The 18655-nt window shown below is 68.0% G+C and carries 17 protein-coding genes; all 17 read left to right on the top strand.

Annotated elements, in window-relative coordinates:
• Nucleotides 1-4: 4 nt before the first annotated feature.
• The gene (gene aroB, locus BXA03_RS16055; protein WP_076509624.1) at nt 5-1117 is read left to right on the top strand and encodes a 3-dehydroquinate synthase; all 1113 of its coding nucleotides are present in this window, start codon (nt 5-7) and stop codon (nt 1115-1117) included.
• A gap of 25 nt (nt 1118-1142) precedes the next feature.
• On the top strand, nt 1143-2276 hold the full coding sequence (locus BXA03_RS16050) for a deoxyguanosinetriphosphate triphosphohydrolase (protein WP_076509622.1): 1134 nt from the start codon (nt 1143-1145) through the stop codon (nt 2274-2276).
• Nucleotides 2273-3511, top strand: coding sequence for an MFS transporter (locus tag BXA03_RS16045; protein ID WP_076509620.1), 1239 nt, complete (start codon nt 2273-2275; stop codon nt 3509-3511). Before BXA03_RS16050 ends, BXA03_RS16045 begins: the two co-directional genes overlap by 4 nt.
• A gap of 69 nt (nt 3512-3580) precedes the next feature.
• Nucleotides 3581-4147 carry a DUF1415 domain-containing protein gene (locus tag BXA03_RS16040; protein WP_200803387.1) on the top strand — a complete coding sequence of 189 codons (567 nt, stop codon included), beginning with the start codon at nt 3581-3583 and terminating at the stop codon, nt 4145-4147.
• On the top strand, nt 4144-5061 hold the full coding sequence (locus BXA03_RS16035; protein ID WP_076509617.1) for a class I SAM-dependent methyltransferase: 918 nt from the start codon (nt 4144-4146) through the stop codon (nt 5059-5061). Before BXA03_RS16040 ends, BXA03_RS16035 begins: the two co-directional genes overlap by 4 nt.
• A gap of 2 nt (nt 5062-5063) precedes the next feature.
• The gene (locus BXA03_RS16030; protein WP_076509615.1) at nt 5064-5768 is read left to right on the top strand and encodes a transposase; all 705 of its coding nucleotides are present in this window, start codon (nt 5064-5066) and stop codon (nt 5766-5768) included.
• Between the two features lie 180 nt (nt 5769-5948).
• Entirely contained in the window at nt 5949-10685 is a 4737-nt protein-coding gene (locus BXA03_RS16025) for a glutamate synthase-related protein (protein ID WP_076509613.1), read from the top strand.
• Nucleotides 10686-10720: 35 nt separating this feature from the next.
• On the top strand, nt 10721-12199 hold the full coding sequence (locus BXA03_RS16020) for a glutamate synthase subunit beta (RefSeq protein WP_076509611.1): 1479 nt from the start codon (nt 10721-10723) through the stop codon (nt 12197-12199).
• A gap of 244 nt (nt 12200-12443) precedes the next feature.
• Nucleotides 12444-13340, top strand: a complete 897-nt coding sequence (locus BXA03_RS16015) for an ABC transporter ATP-binding protein (protein WP_083716119.1) — start codon at nt 12444-12446, stop codon at nt 13338-13340.
• Nucleotides 13337-14119: a lipid asymmetry maintenance ABC transporter permease subunit MlaE gene (mlaE, locus tag BXA03_RS16010; protein WP_076509609.1), complete on the top strand. Its 783-nt coding sequence runs from the start codon at nt 13337-13339 to the stop codon at nt 14117-14119. The genes BXA03_RS16015 and mlaE overlap by 4 nt, the downstream gene beginning before the upstream one ends.
• Nucleotides 14120-14128: 9 nt before the next feature.
• A complete protein-coding gene (gene mlaD / locus BXA03_RS16005) occupies nt 14129-14635 on the top strand; it encodes an outer membrane lipid asymmetry maintenance protein MlaD (RefSeq protein ID WP_076509607.1) in 507 nt (168 codons plus the stop codon).
• 143 nt (nt 14636-14778) lie between these two features.
• Complete coding sequence (locus BXA03_RS16000) at nt 14779-15432, top strand: MlaA family lipoprotein (RefSeq protein WP_143476342.1); 654 nt, start codon at nt 14779-14781, stop codon at nt 15430-15432.
• Nucleotides 15433-15550: 118 nt separating this feature from the next.
• On the top strand, nt 15551-16201 hold the full coding sequence (locus BXA03_RS15995; protein WP_076509605.1) for an MlaC/ttg2D family ABC transporter substrate-binding protein: 651 nt from the start codon (nt 15551-15553) through the stop codon (nt 16199-16201).
• Nucleotides 16202-16211: 10 nt separating this feature from the next.
• Nucleotides 16212-16502, top strand: coding sequence for an STAS domain-containing protein (locus tag BXA03_RS15990; protein ID WP_076509603.1), 291 nt, complete (start codon nt 16212-16214; stop codon nt 16500-16502).
• A gap of 103 nt (nt 16503-16605) precedes the next feature.
• Entirely contained in the window at nt 16606-17553 is a 948-nt protein-coding gene (locus BXA03_RS15985; RefSeq protein ID WP_076509601.1) for an ABC transporter ATP-binding protein, read from the top strand.
• 5 nt (nt 17554-17558) lie between these two features.
• The gene (locus BXA03_RS15980) at nt 17559-18329 is read left to right on the top strand and encodes an ABC transporter permease (protein ID WP_234983716.1); all 771 of its coding nucleotides are present in this window, start codon (nt 17559-17561) and stop codon (nt 18327-18329) included.
• Between the two features lie 76 nt (nt 18330-18405).
• Nucleotides 18406-18648, top strand: a complete 243-nt coding sequence (locus BXA03_RS15975; RefSeq protein WP_076509850.1) for a BolA family protein — start codon at nt 18406-18408, stop codon at nt 18646-18648.
• Nucleotides 18649-18655 lie beyond the last annotated feature (7 nt).

Raw genomic sequence — 18655 nt, 5'->3', positions numbered from 1 at the left:
GCGCATGGCCGCTAACCCTTCCCTTGCGCCGGCCGTCGAGCAAGTCCGCATCGACCTTGGCGAGCGCAGCTATCCCATCCTGATCGGCGCCGGCCTCCTGGCCCAAGCCAGCACCTACGCCGCAGTCCCCGCGGCGTCGGCTGCCGTGATCGTCACCAACACGACCGTCGCGCCGCTCTATGCGCAGCAGCTGCGGGACACGCTGGCCGGCCGCTTCGCGACTGTGCGCATGGTCGAGCTGCCCGACGGCGAATCGCACAAGAACTGGGAAACGCTGCAGACCATCTTCGATGCGTTGCTGGCGGCCCATTGCGACCGCCGTACGGTGCTGTTCGCGCTGGGCGGTGGCGTGGTGGGCGACATGACCGGCTTCGCGGCGGCCTGCTACATGCGCGGGGTGCCGTTCGTGCAGGTGCCGACCACGCTGCTGGCGCAGGTCGATTCGTCGGTGGGCGGCAAGACGGCCATCAACCACCCGCTGGGCAAGAACATGATCGGCGCCTTCTACCAGCCGCAGCTGGTGGTGTGCGACCTGGCCACGCTGCATACCTTGCCGCCGCGCGAAGTGGCGGCGGGCCTGGCCGAGATCATCAAGTACGGGCCGATCTACGACATGGCGTTCTTCGACTGGATCGAAGCGAATGTCGACGCCCTGGTCGCGCACGAGTCCGCGGCCCTGGCGCATGCCGTGCGCCGCAGCTGCGAGATCAAGGCCGCCGTCGTGGGCCAGGACGAGCGCGAATCCGGCCTGCGCGCGATCCTCAACTTCGGTCACACCTTCGGCCACGCCATCGAGTCCGGCCTGGGCTATGGCGAGTGGCTGCATGGCGAGGCGGTGGGCTGCGGCATGGTGATGGCCGCGCGTCTGTCGCAGAAGCTGGGCGGCGTCGATGCCGCCTTCGTCGAGCGGCTGACTGCGCTGGTGCGCCGCGCCGGCCTGCCGGTCGTGGCGCCCGCCCTGGGCGCGCAGCGCTACCTCGACCTGATGCGCGTGGACAAGAAGGCCGAGGCCGGCGAGATCCGCTTCGTCGTGATCGATCGCCCGGGCAGCGCCGTGATGCGCCCGGCGCCCGACGCCCTGGTGCGCGAGGTGCTGGCCGAATGCGTGGCCGCCTGAGCGCGCGCGCTGCCAGGGCCGGGCAATGAGCGCGCCCGCCTGGGCCAGCGACCCCGCCCGCAGCCGCGGCCGCCGCTTCGCCGAGCCGCCCGCGCCCACGCGCGACGACTTCCAGCGCGACCGCGACCGGATCGTCCATTCCACGGCCTTCCGCCGGCTGGTCTACAAGACGCAGGTCTTCCTCAACCACGAGGGCGACCTGTTCCGCACCCGGCTCACCCATTCGCTGGAGGTGGCGCAGCTGGGTCGCTCGGTGGCCCGGTCGCTGGGCCTCAACGAGGATCTGGTCGAAGCCATCGCCCTGGCGCACGACCTGGGCCACACGCCCTTCGGCCATGCGGGGCAGGACGAGCTCAACCGCTGCATGGCGGCGCATGGCGGCTTCGAGCACAACCTGCAGAGCCTGCGCGTGGTCGACGCGCTGGAGCACCGCTACCCCGGCTTCGACGGCCTCAACCTCTGTTTCGAGACGCGCGAGGGCATCCTCAAGCACTGCTCGCGCGCCAACGCCGAGCGGCTGGAGGCGCAGGAGCCGGGCGGCATCGGCCGGCGTTTCCTCGACGGCACGCAGCCGAGCCTGGAGGCGCAGCTCACCAACCTGGCCGACGAGATCGCCTACAACGCCCACGACATCGACGACGGTGTGCGCTCGGGCCTCCTGCTGCTGCCGGCCCTGCAGGAGGTGGAGCTGTTCGACCGCCATCGCCGCCGCACGCTGGACGAGCACCCCCAGTTGGACGAGCGCCGGCTGCTCTACGAGGCCATCCGCCGCATGCTCAGCGAGCAGGTCTACGACCTCATCGACACCACCCGCGCCGCCTTGTCGGCGGCCGGTCCCGCGGACGCAGACGCAGTGCGTGCGCACCCGCCGCTGGTGCGCTTCAGCGAAGGCATGCGTGCGCAGTCGGTAGCGCTCAAGCGCTTTCTGTTTGCCAACCTCTACCGTCATCCGCAGGTCATGCGCACCACCGGCCGCGCGCAGCAGGTGGTGCGAGACTTGTTCGCCGCTTATGTGCAGGGCGACATGGCGCTGCCCGAGCGCCACGCGCGCCGCCCGGACCGGCCGCGCGCCGTGGCCGACTACATCGCCGGCATGACCGACCGATTCGCCGTGCGCGAGCACGAGCGGCTGACCGGCCGGCCCTGGACGGACGAATGAACGCCCCCGCTGCCGCCGGCCAGCCCGTGCCGCGCCATGCGGCCTTCTTCGTGGTGGCCGGCGGCGTTGCGGCCTCCATCCACCTGGGCAAGCTGCCGGCCGCGGTGCCGGCGCTGCAGGCGGCGCTGGGCATTTCGCTGGTGCAGGCTGGCTTTCTGCTGTCTGTGCTGCAGGTGGCTGGCATGGGCCTCGGCCTGCTCGCGGGCCTGCTGGCAGACGGGCTGGGCCCGCGCCGCTGCATGCTCGTGGGACTGGCATTGCTGACGCTGGCTTCCGCGGGGGCCGGTGCCTGGGGCGAGGGCGGCGGCATCGGCTTCAAGGGGCTCCTGGCATTGCGCGTGGTGGAAGGCGCCGGCTTTCTGATGGCAGTGATGCCGGGCCCGGCCCTGGTGCGCCGACTTGCCACGCCCGGCACCGAGAAGGCATCGCTCGGCTGGTGGGGCGCATACATGCCACTGGGCGTGGCGCTCGCGCTGCTGATGGGGCCGCTCTTCCTGCACGTCGGAGGTTGGACCGGCTGGTGGCAGGGTGCGGCGCTGGTCTCGGCGATGGCGCTGGCGGGCGTCGTGTATGCCGTGCCCGCCGACGGGCCGCGGCCTGCGCAAGCCGCCGGTGGGGCCTGGTCGCAGCGGCTGGGCCTCACGCTGCGAGCGCCCGGCGCCTGGTGCGCGGCCGCCGCCTTCGGCGCGTACTCGGCGCAGTGGATGGCGGTGATCGGCTTCCTGCCGACCATCTATGGCGCTGCAGGCCTGGCGCCAGGCTGGACGGCGGTGCTCACCGCCGTCGCCGCGGCGGTGAACATCGTCGGCAACGTGATGGGCGGCCGGTTGCTGCAGCGCGGGCGGGCGCCCGCGCACCTCCTGGTGGGCGGTTTTTCCGTCATGGCCATGATGTCCGCGTTGGCCTTCGTGCAGATCGGCAGCGGCGTGGAGGCCTGGAGTCTGCCGGCGCCGGTGCGCTATCTGGCCGTGTGCGCGTTCTCGCTCGCCGGCGGCATGGTGCCGGCGACGCTGTTCATGCTGAGCGGGCGGATCGTGCCCCAGGCTGCCTCGACCACCGTGGGGCTGATGCAGCAGGCCTCCTCGCTGGGCCAGTTCCTCGCGCCGCCGCTGGTGGGCTGGATCGCGCAGCGCCTGGGCGGCTGGCAGTGGACCTGGGTGTTCACGTTGCTGTGTTCGCTTGCCGGCATTCGCCTGGCCCTTTGGCTGGGCCGCCGGGCGGCGCCGGCCGCTTGACGGGACAATGGCGGCCCGCGCCGACGCCACTCGCCCCGGCGCGCCCCTGCCATAAGGATTGCCTCCCCCATGACCTTTGATGCCGACCAGGCCATCGCCGACACCCGCCGCTGGGTGGACCGGGCCGTGATCGGCCTGCAGCTGTGTCCCTTTGCCAAGGCCGTGCAGGCCAAGGGTCAGGTCCATTACGCGGTGCATCCTGGCGATGACCTCGACCAGCTGGCCGAGCGACTGCTGGCCGAGGCCCAGGCGCTGCGGGGCACACCGGCCAACGTGCGCGACACCACCCTGCTCATCGTTCCCGACGCCTTGCAAGACTTCTACGACTTCCACGATTTCACCGGCCGCTGCGAGCGCCTGATGCGCCGCGCCGGGCACGAGGGCGAGCTCCAGCTGGCCAGCTTCCATCCGCGTTTCCAGTTCGCCGGTGCCGGCGAGGACGACATCGGCAACGCCAGCAACCGTTCGCCGCATCCCACGCTCCACCTGCTGCGTGAGGCCAGCATCGACCGCGCCGTCGAGGCCTTCCCGGATGCCGCCGAGATCTTCGAGCACAACATCGACACGCTCGAATCCTTGGGCGCAGGAGGCTGGATGGCCCTCGATGTCGGCGCCGGGGCGGGAGGTCGGCCATGAAGCGCCAGGCGGACAAGAAGCCCCGTGCGACCGCCGCCGGTGCCGACGCGGCGCTGGCCGAGGAACTGCGTTCGGGCCAGTCGGTGGAGCTGCTCAAGGAACTGCACATCCTCACCCGCGAGGGCCGGCTTAACCAGGATTCGCGGCGCAAGCTCAAGCAGGTCCACCACCTCTATCAGTTCATCGAGAAGCTGCTGCTCGAACTGCCGGAGGAGGGCGCTAGCGCCACGGTGGCGGACCATGGCGCGGGCAAGTCCTACCTGGGCTTCATCCTGCACGACCTGTTCTTCAAGGCGCGCGGCGGCGGCCACATCTACGGCATCGAGACGCGCGGTGAACTGGTCGAGCGTTCGCGGGCGCTGGCCGACCGGCTGGGCTTTGCGCGCATGCACTTCCTTGCGCTGTCGGTGGCCGAGGCGGCAACCGCCGCCGAGCTGCCTGCGCAGATCGACATGGTCACGGCCCTGCATGCCTGTGACACCGCCACCGATGACGCCATCGCCTTCGGCCTGGCCAAGCAGGCCCGATTCATGGTGCTGGTGCCCTGCTGCCAGGCGGAGGTGGCCGCCAGCCTGCGGCAGAACAAGGCGCTGTCGTTGTCGCGCACGCCGCTGGCCGAGCTGTGGCGGCATCCGCTGCACACCCGCGAGATCGGCAGCCAGCTGACCAACGTGCTGCGTTGCCTGTACCTGGAGGCCTGCGGCTACCAGGTGACGGTGACCGAGCTGGTCGGTTGGGAGCACAGCATGAAGAACGAGCTGATCCTGGCCCGCCGCACCGGCCATCGCAAGGCCAGCGCCGCCCAGCGGCTGCGGGCGCTGCTGGCCGAGTTCGGGCTGGACGAGCTGGCCGGGCGCCGCTTTCCGGCACTGCCGCCCGCGGCGTCGGCGACCGAGGCCGTGCACGAGGCCTGAACATGGCCAGGCAGCCCCGGCTGGCGCTGGCCGGCCATCCGCACCACCTGATCCAGCGCGGCAACAACGACCAGGCGGTGGTGGTCGACACCACCGACCGGCAGATGCTGCTGGACACGCTGGGCGAGCAGGCCCAGCGCGCGGGCGTGGCCCTGCATGCCTACGTGATCCTGGAGGACCACTTCCATGTCCTGGCGACGCCGCCGACGGCCGAGGCGCTGTCGCGGTGGATGCAGGCCGTGGGGCGGCGCTATGTGCGCCACTTCAACGACCGCCATGGACGGCGCGGCACGCTGTGGGAAGGCCGCTACCGTGGCACGGTGCTGCAGGCCGAGCGCTACTTTCTGCCCTGCATGGCCTACATCGACCTGCATCCGGTGCGGGCGGGCCTGGTGGAGCAGGCGCGCGACTATGCGTGGTCCAGCCATGGCCATTACGTGGGGCTGCGCACGGATCGGTTCCTCACGCCCCATGCGCTGTACTGGGCGCTGGGCAACACGCCCTTCGCGCGCGAGGCCGCGTACGCCGAAATGGTGCATGTGGGGCCGACGCGCGCTGAACAGCTCATGCTGACGGAAACCACCCGCAAGGGATGGGCGGCGGGCGAGGCTGCCTTCGTCCAGCAACTGCAGGCCGATACGCCGCGCCGATTGGCGGTCGGGCGTGCAGGGCGTAAGCCGAAAGATCCCAGCCTCACCGGGGGCTGATGTCTCGCAAGCAGTACGTAAGACCGGTTGCTGCGTCCATCTTTGATCTGTCCCCAATTATGGTCCGGTAAGAAATGGCCGACGTCGAAATGGAGTCTGACCCCAATTAAAACGTTTGGCATTCTTCGTGCAAGTCCCTATGCTCCCCGAATTCCCCACGATATCTCCGAGGAGCGTGCCATGACCCTGGCAGCAGAAATCGAACACCTCCAACAAAAAGGCCTGTACGCCACCGCCAACGAGCACGACGCCTGTGGCGTGGGTTTCGTGGCCCACATCAAGGGTGAGAAGCGCCACGACATCGTCACCCAGGCGCTGAAGATCCTCGAGAACATCGACCACCGCGGCGCCGTCGGCGCCGACAAGCTGATGGGCGACGGCGCGGGCATCCTGATCCAGATCCCCGACGCGCTCTACCGCGAAGAAATGGCGAAGCAGGGCGTCACCCTGCCGCCGGCCGGCGAGTACGGCGTCGGCATGATCTTCCTGCCCAAGGAACACGCCTCGCGCCTGGCCTGCGAACAGGAGATGGAGCGCGCCATCAAGGCCGAAGGCCAAGTGCTGCTGGGCTGGCGCGACGTGCCGGTCAACCGCGAGATGCCCATGTCGCCCACCGTGCGCGACAAGGAGCCGGTGATGCGCCAGGTCTTCATCGGCCGTGGCGCCGATGTGATCGTGCAGGACGCGCTGGAGCGCAAGCTCTACGTCATCCGCAAGACGGCCAGCGCCAACATCCAGGCGCTCAAGCTCAAGCACAGCAAGGAATACTACGTTCCGAGCATGAGCAGCCGCACGGTGGTCTACAAGGGCCTGCTGCTGGCCGACCAGGTCGGCACCTACTACCTCGACCTGCAGGACGCCCGCTGCATCTCGGCCATCGGCCTGGTGCACCAGCGCTTCTCCACCAACACCTTCCCCGAGTGGCCGCTGGCTCACCCCTACCGCTACGTCGCCCACAACGGCGAGATCAACACGGTCAAGGGCAACTACAACTGGATGCGCGCCCGCGAAGGCGTGATGAGCTCGCCCGTGCTGGGCGCCGACCTGGCCAAGCTCTACCCGATCAGCTTCGCCGGCCAGTCCGACACCGCCACCTTCGACAACTGCCTCGAGCTGCTGACGATGGCCGGCTACCCGATCAGCCAGGCCGTGATGATGATGATCCCGGAGCCCTGGGAGCAGCACGCCACCATGGATCCGCGCCGCCGCGCCTTCTATGAGTACCACGCCGCCATGCTGGAGCCCTGGGACGGCCCGGCCGCCGTGGTGTTCACCGACGGCAAGCAGATCGGCGCCACGCTGGACCGCAACGGCCTGCGCCCCGCGCGCTACTGCGTGACCGACGACGACATGGTCATCATGGGTTCCGAGGCCGGCGTGCTGCCGATCCCCGAAGCCAAGATCGTGCGCAAGTGGCGCCTGCAGCCCGGCAAGATGTTCCTGATCGACCTCGACCAGGGCCGCATGATCGACGACGAGGAGGTCAAGGCCACCCTCGCCCACAGCAAGCCCTACAAGCAGTGGATCGAGAACCTGCGCATCAAGCTCGACGACGTCGAGGGCGCGGGCGAGGCCCCGGCCAGCCCCGTGTCGCTGCTGGACCGCCAGCAGGCCTTCGGCTACACGCAGGAAGACATCAAGTTCCTGATGAGCCCGATGGCCGTGGCCGGCGAGGAAGGCATCGGCTCCATGGGCAACGACAGCCCGCTGGCCGTGCTCTCCAGCAAGAACAAGCCGCTGTACAACTACTTCAAGCAGCTGTTCGCCCAGGTGACCAACCCGCCGATCGACCCGATCCGCGAGGCCATCGTCATGTCGCTGGTCAGCTTCGTGGGCCCCAAGCCCAACCTGCTCGACATCAACCAGGTCAACCCGCCCATGCGTCTCGAAGTGAGCCAGCCCGTGCTCGACTTCAACGACATGGCCAAGCTGCGCGACATCGGCACCTTCACGCAGGGCAAATTCAAGAGCTACACGCTCGACATCACCTACCCGCTCGCCTGGGGCGAAGAGGGCGTGGAAGCCAAGCTGGCCTCGCTGTGTGCGGAGGCGGTGGACGCCATCAAGGGCGGCCACAACATCCTGATCGTGAGCGACCGCGCCATGAGCGCCGAGCAACTGCCGATCCCGGCCGTGCTGGCCCTGTCGGCCATCCATCAGCATCTGATCCGCGAAGGCGTGCGCACCAGCGCCGGCCTGGTGGTGGAGACCGGCTCGGCCCGCGAGGTGCACCACTTCGCCGTGCTGGCCGGCTACGGCGCCGAGGCCGTGCACCCCTATCTGGCCATGGAGACCCTGGCCGCGATGCACCAGGACCTGCCGGTCGACATGTCGGCCGAGAAGGCCATCTACAACTACGTCAAGGCGATCGGCAAGGGCCTGTCTAAGATCATGTCCAAGATGGGCGTGAGCACGTACATGAGCTACTGCGGCGCCCAACTGTTCGAGGCCATCGGCCTGAACACCGAGACGGTGAACAAGTACTTCACCGGCACCGCCAGCCGCGTGGAAGGCATCGGCGTGTTCGAGATCGCGCAGGAAGCCATCCGCATGCACAAGGCCGCCTTCGGCGACGACCCGGTGCTCGACTCGATGCTGGACGCCGGCGGCGAATACGCCTGGCGCACCCGCGGCGAAGACCACATGTGGACGCCCGACGCCATCGCCAAGCTGCAGCATTCCACCCGCGCGAACAACTTCAACACCTACAAGGAATACGCGCAGATCATCAACGACCAGAGCCGCCGCCACCTCACGCTGCGCGGCCTGTTCGAGTTCAAGTTCGACACCGCGAAGGCGATTCCCGTCGACGAGGTCGAGTCCGCGGCCGAGATCGTCAAGCGCTTCGCCACGGGCGCCATGTCGCTCGGCTCGATCAGCACCGAGGCCCACTCGACGCTGGCCATTGCCATGAACCGCATCGGCGGCAAGAGCAACACCGGCGAGGGCGGTGAGGACCCGGCGCGCTATCGCAACGAGCTCAAGGGCATCCCGATCAAGCAGGGCGCCACGCTCAAGAGCGAGATCGGCGCGCAGAACGTCGAGGTCGACCTGCCCCTGAAGGAAGGCGATTCGCTTCGCTCGCGCATCAAGCAGGTGGCCTCGGGCCGCTTCGGCGTGACGGCGGAGTACCTGTCCTCGTCCGACCAGATCCAGATCAAGATGGCCCAGGGCGCCAAGCCGGGCGAGGGCGGCCAGCTGCCCGGCGGCAAGGTCACCGAGTACATCGGCAAGCAGCGCTATTCGGTGCCCGGCGTGGGCCTGATCAGCCCGCCGCCGCACCACGACATCTACTCCATCGAGGACCTGGCCCAGCTGATCCACGATCTGAAGAACGTGGCGCCGCACGCCTCCATCAGCGTCAAGCTGGTGTCGGAGATCGGCGTGGGCACCATCGCGGCTGGCGTGGCCAAGTGCAAGAGCGACCACGTCGTGATCGCCGGCCATGACGGCGGCACGGGCGCCTCGCCTTGGTCGTCCATCAAGCATGCCGGCAGCCCGTGGGAAATCGGCCTGGCCGAGACCCAGCAGACGCTGGTGCTCAACCGCCTGCGCGGCCGCATCCGCGTGCAGGCCGACGGCCAGATGAAGACCGGCCGCGACGTCGTGATCGGCGCGCTGCTGGGCGCCGACGAATTCGGCTTCGCCACCGCGCCGCTGGTGGTCGAGGGCTGCATCATGATGCGCAAGTGCCACCTCAACACCTGCCCGGTGGGCGTGGCCACGCAGGACCCGGTGCTGCGCCAGAAGTTCGCCGGCAAGCCCGAGCATGTCGTCAACTACTTCTTCTTCGTCGCCGAGGAAGTGCGCCAGATCATGGCCCAGTTGGGCCTGCGCAAGTTCGACGAGCTGATCGGCCGCGCCGACCTGCTCGACATGCGCAAGGGCATCGCCCACTGGAAGGCCCGCGGCCTGGACTTCAGCCGCCTGTTCGCGCAGCCCCAGGTGCCGGCCGAAGTGCCGCGCCTGCATGTCGACAGCCAGGAGCACGGCCTCGAGAAGAGCCTGGACAACAAGCTGATCGAGAAGTCGCGCCCGGCCATCGACCGCGGCGAGAAGGTGCAGTTCATCGAGACGGTGCGCAACGTCAATCGCTCGGTGGGCGCCATGCTCTCCGGCGCGCTGACCAAGGTGCACCCCGAAGGCCTGCCCGACGACTCGGTCCGCATCCAGCTGGAAGGCACGGGCGGCCAGTCCTTCGGCGCCTTCCTGGCGCGTGGCATCACGCTGTACCTGATCGGCGAGGCCAACGACTACACCGGCAAGGGCCTGTCGGGCGGCCGTGTGGTGGTGCGCCCCAGCCTGGACTTCCGCGGCGAGGCGGCGCGCAACATCATCGTGGGCAACACGGCGCTGTACGGTGCCACCACGGGCGAGGCCTTCCTGGCCGGCGTGGCGGGCGAGCGCTTCGCGGTGCGCCTGTCGGGCGCCACGGCGGTGGTCGAAGGCACGGGTGACCACGGCTGCGAATACATGACCGGCGGCACGGTGGTCGTGCTGGGCAAGACGGGCCGCAACTTCGCGGCCGGCATGAGCGGCGGCGTCGCCTTCGTCTATGACGAGGACGGCCAGTTCGCCTCGCGCTGCAACCTGGCCATGGTCACGCTCGACAAGGTGTTGACCACCGGCGAGCAGACCGCCGGCGTCGACCGCAAGTTCTGGCACAACGCCCAGACCGACGAGGCCCAACTGCGCAAGCTGCTCGAAGAGCACCACCGCTGGACCGGCAGCAAGCGCGCCCGCGACCTGCTGGACGACTGGGCCCTGTCGCGCACGAAGTTCGTGAAGGTCTTCCCGAACGAATACAAGCGCGCCCTGGGCGAGATCCACGACCGCAGGATGATGCTAGCCAGCACCGGCAACGATGCCAAGGCCGGCCTGGAGCCGCATGCCGTCTCCGCCGCCGCAGCGGGCTGAGCCGACGCGCCACGAACGAGAACGAGGAACACACGATGGGAAAAGTCACCGGCTTCATGGAATTCGAGCGGCTCGAGGAGGGCTACCGCCCGGTCGATGAGCGTCTGAAGCACTACAAGGAATTCGTCGTCGCGCTCGACGACGAGCAGGCCAAGGTGCAGGGCGCGCGCTGCATGGACTGCGGCACGCCCTTCTGCAACAACGGCTGCCCGGTCAACAACATCATTCCGGACTTCAACGACCTGGTGTACCGCCAGGACTGGAAGAACGCCTTCGCGGTGCTGGATTCGACCAACAACTTCCCCGAGTTCACCGGCCGCATCTGCCCCGCGCCCTGCGAGGCGGCCTGCGTGCTGAACGTGAACGACGACGCGGTCGGCATCAAGTCGCTGGAGCACGCGATCATCGACCGCGCCTGGGCCGAAGGCTGGGTCAAGCCCCGCCCGGCCAAGCACAAGACCGGCAAGAAGGTCGCCGTTGTCGGCGCCGGTCCGGCCGGCCTGGCCGCGGCGCAGCAACTGGCGCGCGCCGGCCACGACGTCACGCTGTTCGAGAAGAACGACCGTGTCGGCGGCCTGCTGCGCTACGGCATCCCCGACTTCAAGATGGAGAAGTCGCACATCGACCGCCGCGTCGAGCAGATGAAGGCCGAAGGCGTGGTCTTCCGCACCGGCGTGGTCGTCGGTGCCGCCAAGGACACGCTGGGCAAGGGCTCCAAGGTCACCAACCTGGCCAAGGAGACCGTCACGCCCGAGCAGCTGCAGGGCGAGTTCGATGCCGTGCTGCTGACCGGCGGCGCCGAGCAGTCGCGCGACCTGCCCGCGCCCGGCCGCGATCTGGACGGCATCCATTTCGCGATGGAGTTCCTCCCGCAGCAGAACCGCGTGAACGCCGGCGACAAGGTCAAGGGCCAGTTGCGCGCGGACGGCAAGCACGTCATCGTGATCGGCGGCGGCGACACCGGCTCCGACTGCGTGGGCACCAGCAACCGCCATGGCGCGGCCAGCGTGACCCAGTTCGAGCTGATGCCCATGCCGCCCGAAGCGGAGAACAAGCCGCTGGTCTGGCCCTACTGGCCGTACAAGCTGCGCACCTCCTCCAGCCACGAGGAAGGCTGCGAGCGCGAGTTCGCCATCTCGACCAAGGAATTCATCGGCGAGAAGGGCAAGGTCACCGGCCTGAAGACGGCGCAGGTGGAATTCAAGGACGGCAAGTTCGTCGAGGTGCCCGGCACCGAGAAGATCCACAAGGCCGACCTGGTGCTGCTGGCCATGGGCTTCGTGAGTCCGGTCTCGCCGGTGCTCGAGGCCTTCGGCATCGAGAAGGACGCGCGCGGCAACGCCAAGGCCACCGTCGACTTCAACGGCGGCTACGCCACCAACGTGCCCAAGGTGTTCGCCGCGGGCGACATGCGCCGCGGCCAGTCGCTGGTGGTGTGGGCCATCCGCGAGGGCCGACAGGCCGCGCGGGCGGTGGACGAATTCCTGATGGGATTCAGCGACCTGCCCCGCTGAAGAAAAGGTACACCCCCCATGCCGCTTCGCGGCTCCCCCCTCCCTTGCGCCTTCGGCTTGGAGGGGGGCGCACCCGCAGGCCTGGCGGAGCCAGTTCCCGGGGTGCCCTGGCGTGGCCTGATCCGCGGCCATTCGATCTTTGATGCTGTGCCGGTTTTCCGGCGTGACCGCCTGCCGGGCGCGGGCCTGGGCGCCGACAACGCCGCGTACGTGCTTTCCCTTATCATCGGTCGCCCAAGCCGGGATGCCAGTCAGGCGCCCGGCTTGCTCTTTTTTTGAGAATCCAGCTCTTCCCTGCCTTACCGACCCATCCATCTTGTCCACCGCCGACACCGCCCCTTTCGTCGAGTTCCGTGATGTGCGCTTCGGCTACGGCGAGCGCGCCATCCTGGACGGCGTCTCCTTCGCCGTGCCGCGTGGACGGGTGACGGCGCTGATGGGCGCCTCGGGCGGAGGCAAGACCACGGTGCTGCGCCTGATCGGCGGGCAGGTGCGGTCCAGCGCGGGTGAGGTGCGCTTCGACGGCCAGGACGTCGGCCACATGGATTCCGCCGCGCTGTACGGCGCGCGGCGTCGCATGGGCATGTTGTTCCAGTTCGGCGCGCTCTTCACCGACATGACGGTGTTCGACAACGTCGCGTTCCCGCTGCGTGAGCACACGCAGTTGGCCGAGGCGCTGATTCGCGACATCGTGCTCATGAAGCTGGATGCGGTCGGCCTGCGCGGTGCGCGGGGGCTGATGCCCAGCGAGGTGTCGGGTGGCATGGCGCGCCGGGTGGCGCTGGCGCGGGCCATCGCACTCGACCCCGAGCTCGTCATGTACGACGAGCCCTTCGCCGGGCTCGATCCGATCTCCCTGGGCACGTCCGCGCGCCTGATCCGCCGCCTCAACGATGCGCTGGGGCTCACCAGCGTGATCGTCTCGCACGATCTGGACGAAACCTTCCGTATCGCCGACCACGTGGTCATCCTCGCCAACGGCAAGGTGGCGGCGCAGGGCACGCCGGACGAAGTGCGCGCCAGCACCGATCCACTCGTGCACCAGTTCGTCAACGCGGAGGCGGAAGGCCCGGTGCGCTTCCACTATCCCGGTCCATCGGTCGACGAGGACTTCGGCCACATGCAGGGAGGCCGGCCATGAGGTGGTGGCATCCGTCGGACGTCGGCTTCGCCGCGCGTCGCAAGCTGGCAGACCTCGGACACGGCGCCCGCCTGTTCGTGCGCCTGGTGGCCGATCTGGGCGCCTGTCTGCGCCGCTTCGGGCTCGTGCGCGACCAGATTCACTTCCTGGGCAACTATTCGCTCGCGATCATCGCGGTGTCCGGTCTGTTCGTGGGTTTCGTGCTGGGCCTGCAGGGCTACTACACGTTGCAACGCTACGGTGCCTCCGATGCCCTGGGGTTGCTGGTCACCCTCTCCCTGGTGCGCGAACTGGGGCCCGTGGTTGCGGCGCTGCTGTTCGCCGGCCGTGCGGGCACTTCCCTCACGGCCGAGGTCGGCCTGATGAAGGCCGGCGAGCAGCTCAGCGCCATGGAAATGATGGCCGTGGATCCGGTGCGTCGGGTTCTTGCGCCGCGCTTCTGGGCCGGCGTGATCACGCTGCCGCTGCTGTCGGCCGTGTTCAGCGCAGTCGGCGTGCTGGGCGGCTGGGTGGTCGGCGTGCTGATGCTCGGCGTGGATTCCGGCGCCTTCTGGGGGCAGATGCAGAGCGGCGTCGACGTGCTTCGCGACGTCGGCAATGGTGTGATCAAGAGCGTGGTCTTCGGCTTCACCGTGAGCTTCGTCGCGCTGCTCCAGGGTTTCGAGGCCCTGCCGACGCCAGAGGGCGTCTCCCGCGCCACCACACGCACGGTGGTGGTCGCTTCATTGGCGGTGCTGGGACTCGACTTCCTGCTCACCGCCATGATGTTCAGCCTCTGAGGTAAACCAATGCAACGTTCCCGCAGCGATCTCTGGGTCGGCCTGTTCGTGCTCATCGGCGCGGCAGCACTGCTCTTCCTGGCCCTGCAATCGGCCAATCTGCTGAGCCTGAATTTCCAGAAGACCTACAAGGTCACCGCCCGCTTCGACAACATCGGCGGACTCAAGCCGCAGACGGCCGTCAAGAGCGCTGGGGTGGTGGTGGGCCGGGTCGAGTCCATCGGCTTCGACGACAAGAGCTTCCAGGCCCGCGTGACGCTCGCGCTTCAGGATCGCTATCACTTCCCCAAGGACAGCTCGCTGAAGATCCTGACGAGCGGCCTGCTGGGCGAGCAGTACATCGGCATCGAGGCGGGTGCGGACGACAAGAACCTCGAGGCAGGCGACACCATCTCGTCGACCCAGTCCGCCGTCGTGCTCGAGAACCTCATCAGCCAGTTCCTCTACAGCAAGGCCTCGGACGGCAATTCGTCCAGCGGCGATTCGAACAAGTCAGCAGAAGGGAGCAAAAAATGAAGACCGATCTCGTGGTGATGGCCAGGCCGTTGCGCATCTGGATGTTGGCGGGGAGCCTGACCGCCTTCAGTGCCTGCGCGCTGGCCCAGGCCCCCACCGACACGTCGCCCGCATCGACCACCGGACGCAGCGCCGACAGCAGCATGGCCGGGCCTGCGCCCGTGGCGCGCAACCCGGTCGATCCCTTCGAACCGTTCAATCGTGGGGTGTTCCGCTTCAACAAGGCGGTGGACGACGCCGTCCTCAAGCCCGTGGCCACCACCTATCGCGATGTGGTGCCTTCGCTCATGCGAAGCGGCGTGACGAACTTCTTCAGCAACCTCGGTGATGTCTGGAACTTTGCCAACAACGTCCTGCAGCTGAAGGGGCAGAACAGCGCCGAGACCTTCATGCGGCTCAACGTCAACACCTTCTTCGGATTGGGAGGGTTGCTGGATGTGGCGAGTGACCTGGGCATCGAGCGGCACAGCGCGGATTTCGGCCAGACCTTGGGTTACTGGGGCGTGCCGGCCGGGCCTTATGTGATGCTGCCCCTGCTGGGGCCCTCGACCGTGCGCGACACGGCAGCCCTGCCGCTCGACTGGAAGGGCGACCCCGTGTCGTACGTCGATGACTCCGGCGCGGGCGTCGCCTTGTCCGGCTTGCGCATCGTCGACAAGCGTGCACGCTATCTGCGCACCACCAGCCTGCTCGAGGATGCGGCGCTCGATCCGTACAGCTTCGTTCGCGATGCCTACCTGCAGCGCCGCAAGGCGGAGATCGGCGGCGTCCGCGGCCGACAGGACGACGAAGAATGACGTCTCGCCCGCCGGACTTGCAGTTGGTTGCATGTGCCTAGCGGGCATCGGAACCGGTGTGCTGCCGGCATCTCCAACGGCGATCTGCGGACGCCGCACAATGATTGAAGGGAACCTCATGACTTTCGCCATTCAACGACGCACCTTGGGCCGCTGGGCCAGCCTCGGTGCCTTCGTGTTCGCATTGGGTGCCGCCAGCGTGCCGGCCATGGCCGCGGACGAAGCGCCGGACGCGCTCGTCAAGCGTCTGTCCACCGAAGTGCTCGACACCATCAAGGCCGACAGCTCCATCAAGGCCGGCGACATTCCGAAGATCATGGCCTTGGTCGACGCCAAGATCATGCCCAACGTGAACTTCCAGCGCATGACGGCTTCGGCCGTGGGGCCTGCCTGGCGTCAGGCGACACCCGAGCAGCGCAACCGCCTCCAGCAGGAATTCAAGACCTTGCTGGTGCGTACGTATGCGGGCGCGCTGGACCAGGTGAGCGACCAGACCGTCAACATCAAGCCTCTGCGTGGGTCGCCGGACGACAAGGAAGTGCTGGTCCGTACCGAGGTGCGCGGCTCGGGCGACCCGGTGCAGATCGACTACCGCCTGGAGAAGACGCCCGGCGAAGGGTACGGCTGGAAGGTCTTCAACCTGAATGTGATGGGTGTGTGGCTGGTCGACACCTACCGCACCCAGTTCGCTCAGGAAATCAATGCCAAGGGCATCGACGGGCTGATCGCGACGCTGGCCGCGCGCAACAAGTCCAACGCCCGCAGCTGAGTCGCTGCCGATGGCGCTCGATGCCCTCACTCTGATGTTGCCGCCGCGGCTGACGCATGACGAGGCGCCTGCCTGCATGCGGATGCTGCAGCAGGGACTGACGGCGCAGGTTGGCTCGTCGGCGGTCGTGGATGCCAGTGCCTTGAGCCAGTTCGACTCGTCAGCGCTCGCGGTTCTGCTGGAGTGCCGCCGGGAGGCGGCTGCCCTGGGTCGCGGCTTCGCGGTCAAGGGGCTGCCGGCTCGCCTGCGGGAGCTGGCGATGCTGTACGGCGTCGCGGGCCTTCTGCCGTCGGCGCCCTGAGCGCGCAGGGCCGGGCCCGCCAGTTTTGTCGCCGGCCGGCGTAGCGGGCCGATGCCCTGCCTGGGGCAGGTGCCAAGGGCAAGCACCTAGAATCCCGTCCCCCATGGCCGCCGTCTCCTTCCAATCCGTCTCCAAGACTTACCCCGCCTCGCGTTCTCAGCGGGCCCACGGCCAATCGGGGCTTCGGGCGCTGGAAGATGTCAGCTTCGACATCGAGGAAGGCGAATTCTTTGGCCTCCTGGGCCCCAATGGCGCGGGCAAGACCACCCTCATCAGCATCCTCGCGGGCCTGTCGCGCGCCACCGCGGGGCAGGTGAGCGTGCATGGTTTCGACGTGCACACGCACTTTGCCGAAGCCCGCCGCCAGTTGGGAATCGTGCCGCAGGAGCTGGTCTTCGATCCGTTCTTCAACGTGCGCGAGACACTGCGGCTGCAGTCCGGCTACTTCGGCATCGCCCGAAATGACGACTGGATCGACGAGCTGCTCACCAGCCTGGGTCTGGCCGACAAGGCCGATGCCAACATGCGCCAGCTCTCCGGCGGCATGAAGCGCCGCGTGCTGGTGGCGCAGGCGCTGGTTCATAAGCCGCCGGTGATCGTGCTCGACGAGCCCACCGCCGGCGTGGACGTGGAGCTGCGCCAGACCCTGTGGCAGTTCGTCGCGCGTCTCAACCGTGAAGGCAGCACCGTGCTGCTGACCACCCACTATCTCGAAGAAGCCGAGGCGCTGTGCAACCGCATCGCGATGCTCAAGAAGGGCAGAGTGGTGGCACTCGACCGCACCAGTGAGCTCCTCAAGGCAGCAGCCAGCAATGTGCTGCGCTTCAAGACCGATGCCGAGCTGCCCTGGGAACTGGCCCGCCATGCGCGTATCACGGGCCGGATCGTCCAGTTGCCCGCGCAGAACGCGCTGGAGGTGGAGCAGCTTCTGTCCAACCTGCGCGAGGCCGGCGTGCCCGTCGAGGACGTCGAAATGCGCAAGGCCGACCTGGAGGACGTCTTCATCGACCTGATGGCCGGCGAGCAGACGCCGCTGGAGGTGGCGCGATGAGAGAGATGCTGCTGTCGCGCGCCATGGGCTGGCGCGCCTTGCTGGCCAAGGAGGTGCTGCGCTTCTGGAAGGTCGCCGGCCAGACCGTCGGGGCGCCGGTGCTGACCTCGGTGCTCTACCTCATGGTCTTCGGCCATGTGCTGGAGGACCACGTCCAGGTCTACGGCCGCTTCAGCTACACCGCCTTCCTGATTCCCGGTTTGGTGATGATGAGCGTGCTGCAGAACGCCTTCGCGAACAGCTCCTCGTCCATCATCCAGAGCAAGATCATGGGCAACCTGGTCTTCGTGCTGCTCACGCCGCTGTCGCACTGGGGCTGGTTTTTCGCCTACGTGGGCTCGTCGGTGGTGCGCGGGCTGGTGGTCGGCACGGGGGTGCTGTTGGTCACCCTGTTCTTCGCTGTGCCGCCTTTCGTGCATCCGCTGTGGATCGTGCTCTTCGCCCTGATGGGCGCCGGCCTCCTGGGCACGCTGGGTCTCATTGCCGGCCTCTGGGCCGAGAAGTTCGACCAGATGGCCGTGTTCCAGAACTTCCTGATCATGCCCATGACCTTCCTGTCGGGCGTGTTCTATTCCATCGGCTCGCTGCCGCCCTTCTGGCAGGCGGTGAGCCACCTCAATCCCTTCTTCTACATGATCGACGGCTTCCGCTATGGCTTCTTCGGCATGTCGGACGTGTCGCCGTGGCTGAGCCTGGGCGTCGTGGCCGGCGCGCTGGCGTTGACGAGCACCGTGGCGGTGCACCTGCTGCGCACCGGCTACAAGATCCGAGGCTGAAGAAGGCCTGCCACTTCGCGGTTGCGACTGCCCTGCAGGCCACCGCCGCACCCAACGACAGCTCCGCGCAACCATGATGACCGCCCAAGAACTCCAGGCTCTGATCGAGGCCGGCCTGCCCTGCCAGTACATCACGGTGGAGGGTGACGGCCGCCACTGGTTCGCCACCATCGCCTCGGCCGAGTTCGAGGGCAAGCGTCTCATCCAACGCCACCAGCGGGTCTACGCCACCCTCGGTGAGAAAATGCACACCGACGAGGTGCATGCGCTGTCGATGAAGACCTACACGCCTGCCGAGTGGGCCAAGCAGAGCGCCTGACCCGTTG

This window comes from Pseudacidovorax sp. RU35E, assembly GCF_900156165.1.
Lineage (GTDB): Bacteria > Pseudomonadota > Gammaproteobacteria > Burkholderiales > Burkholderiaceae_C > Xenophilus.
This window is presented reverse-complemented; position numbering and strand designations above follow the sequence as displayed.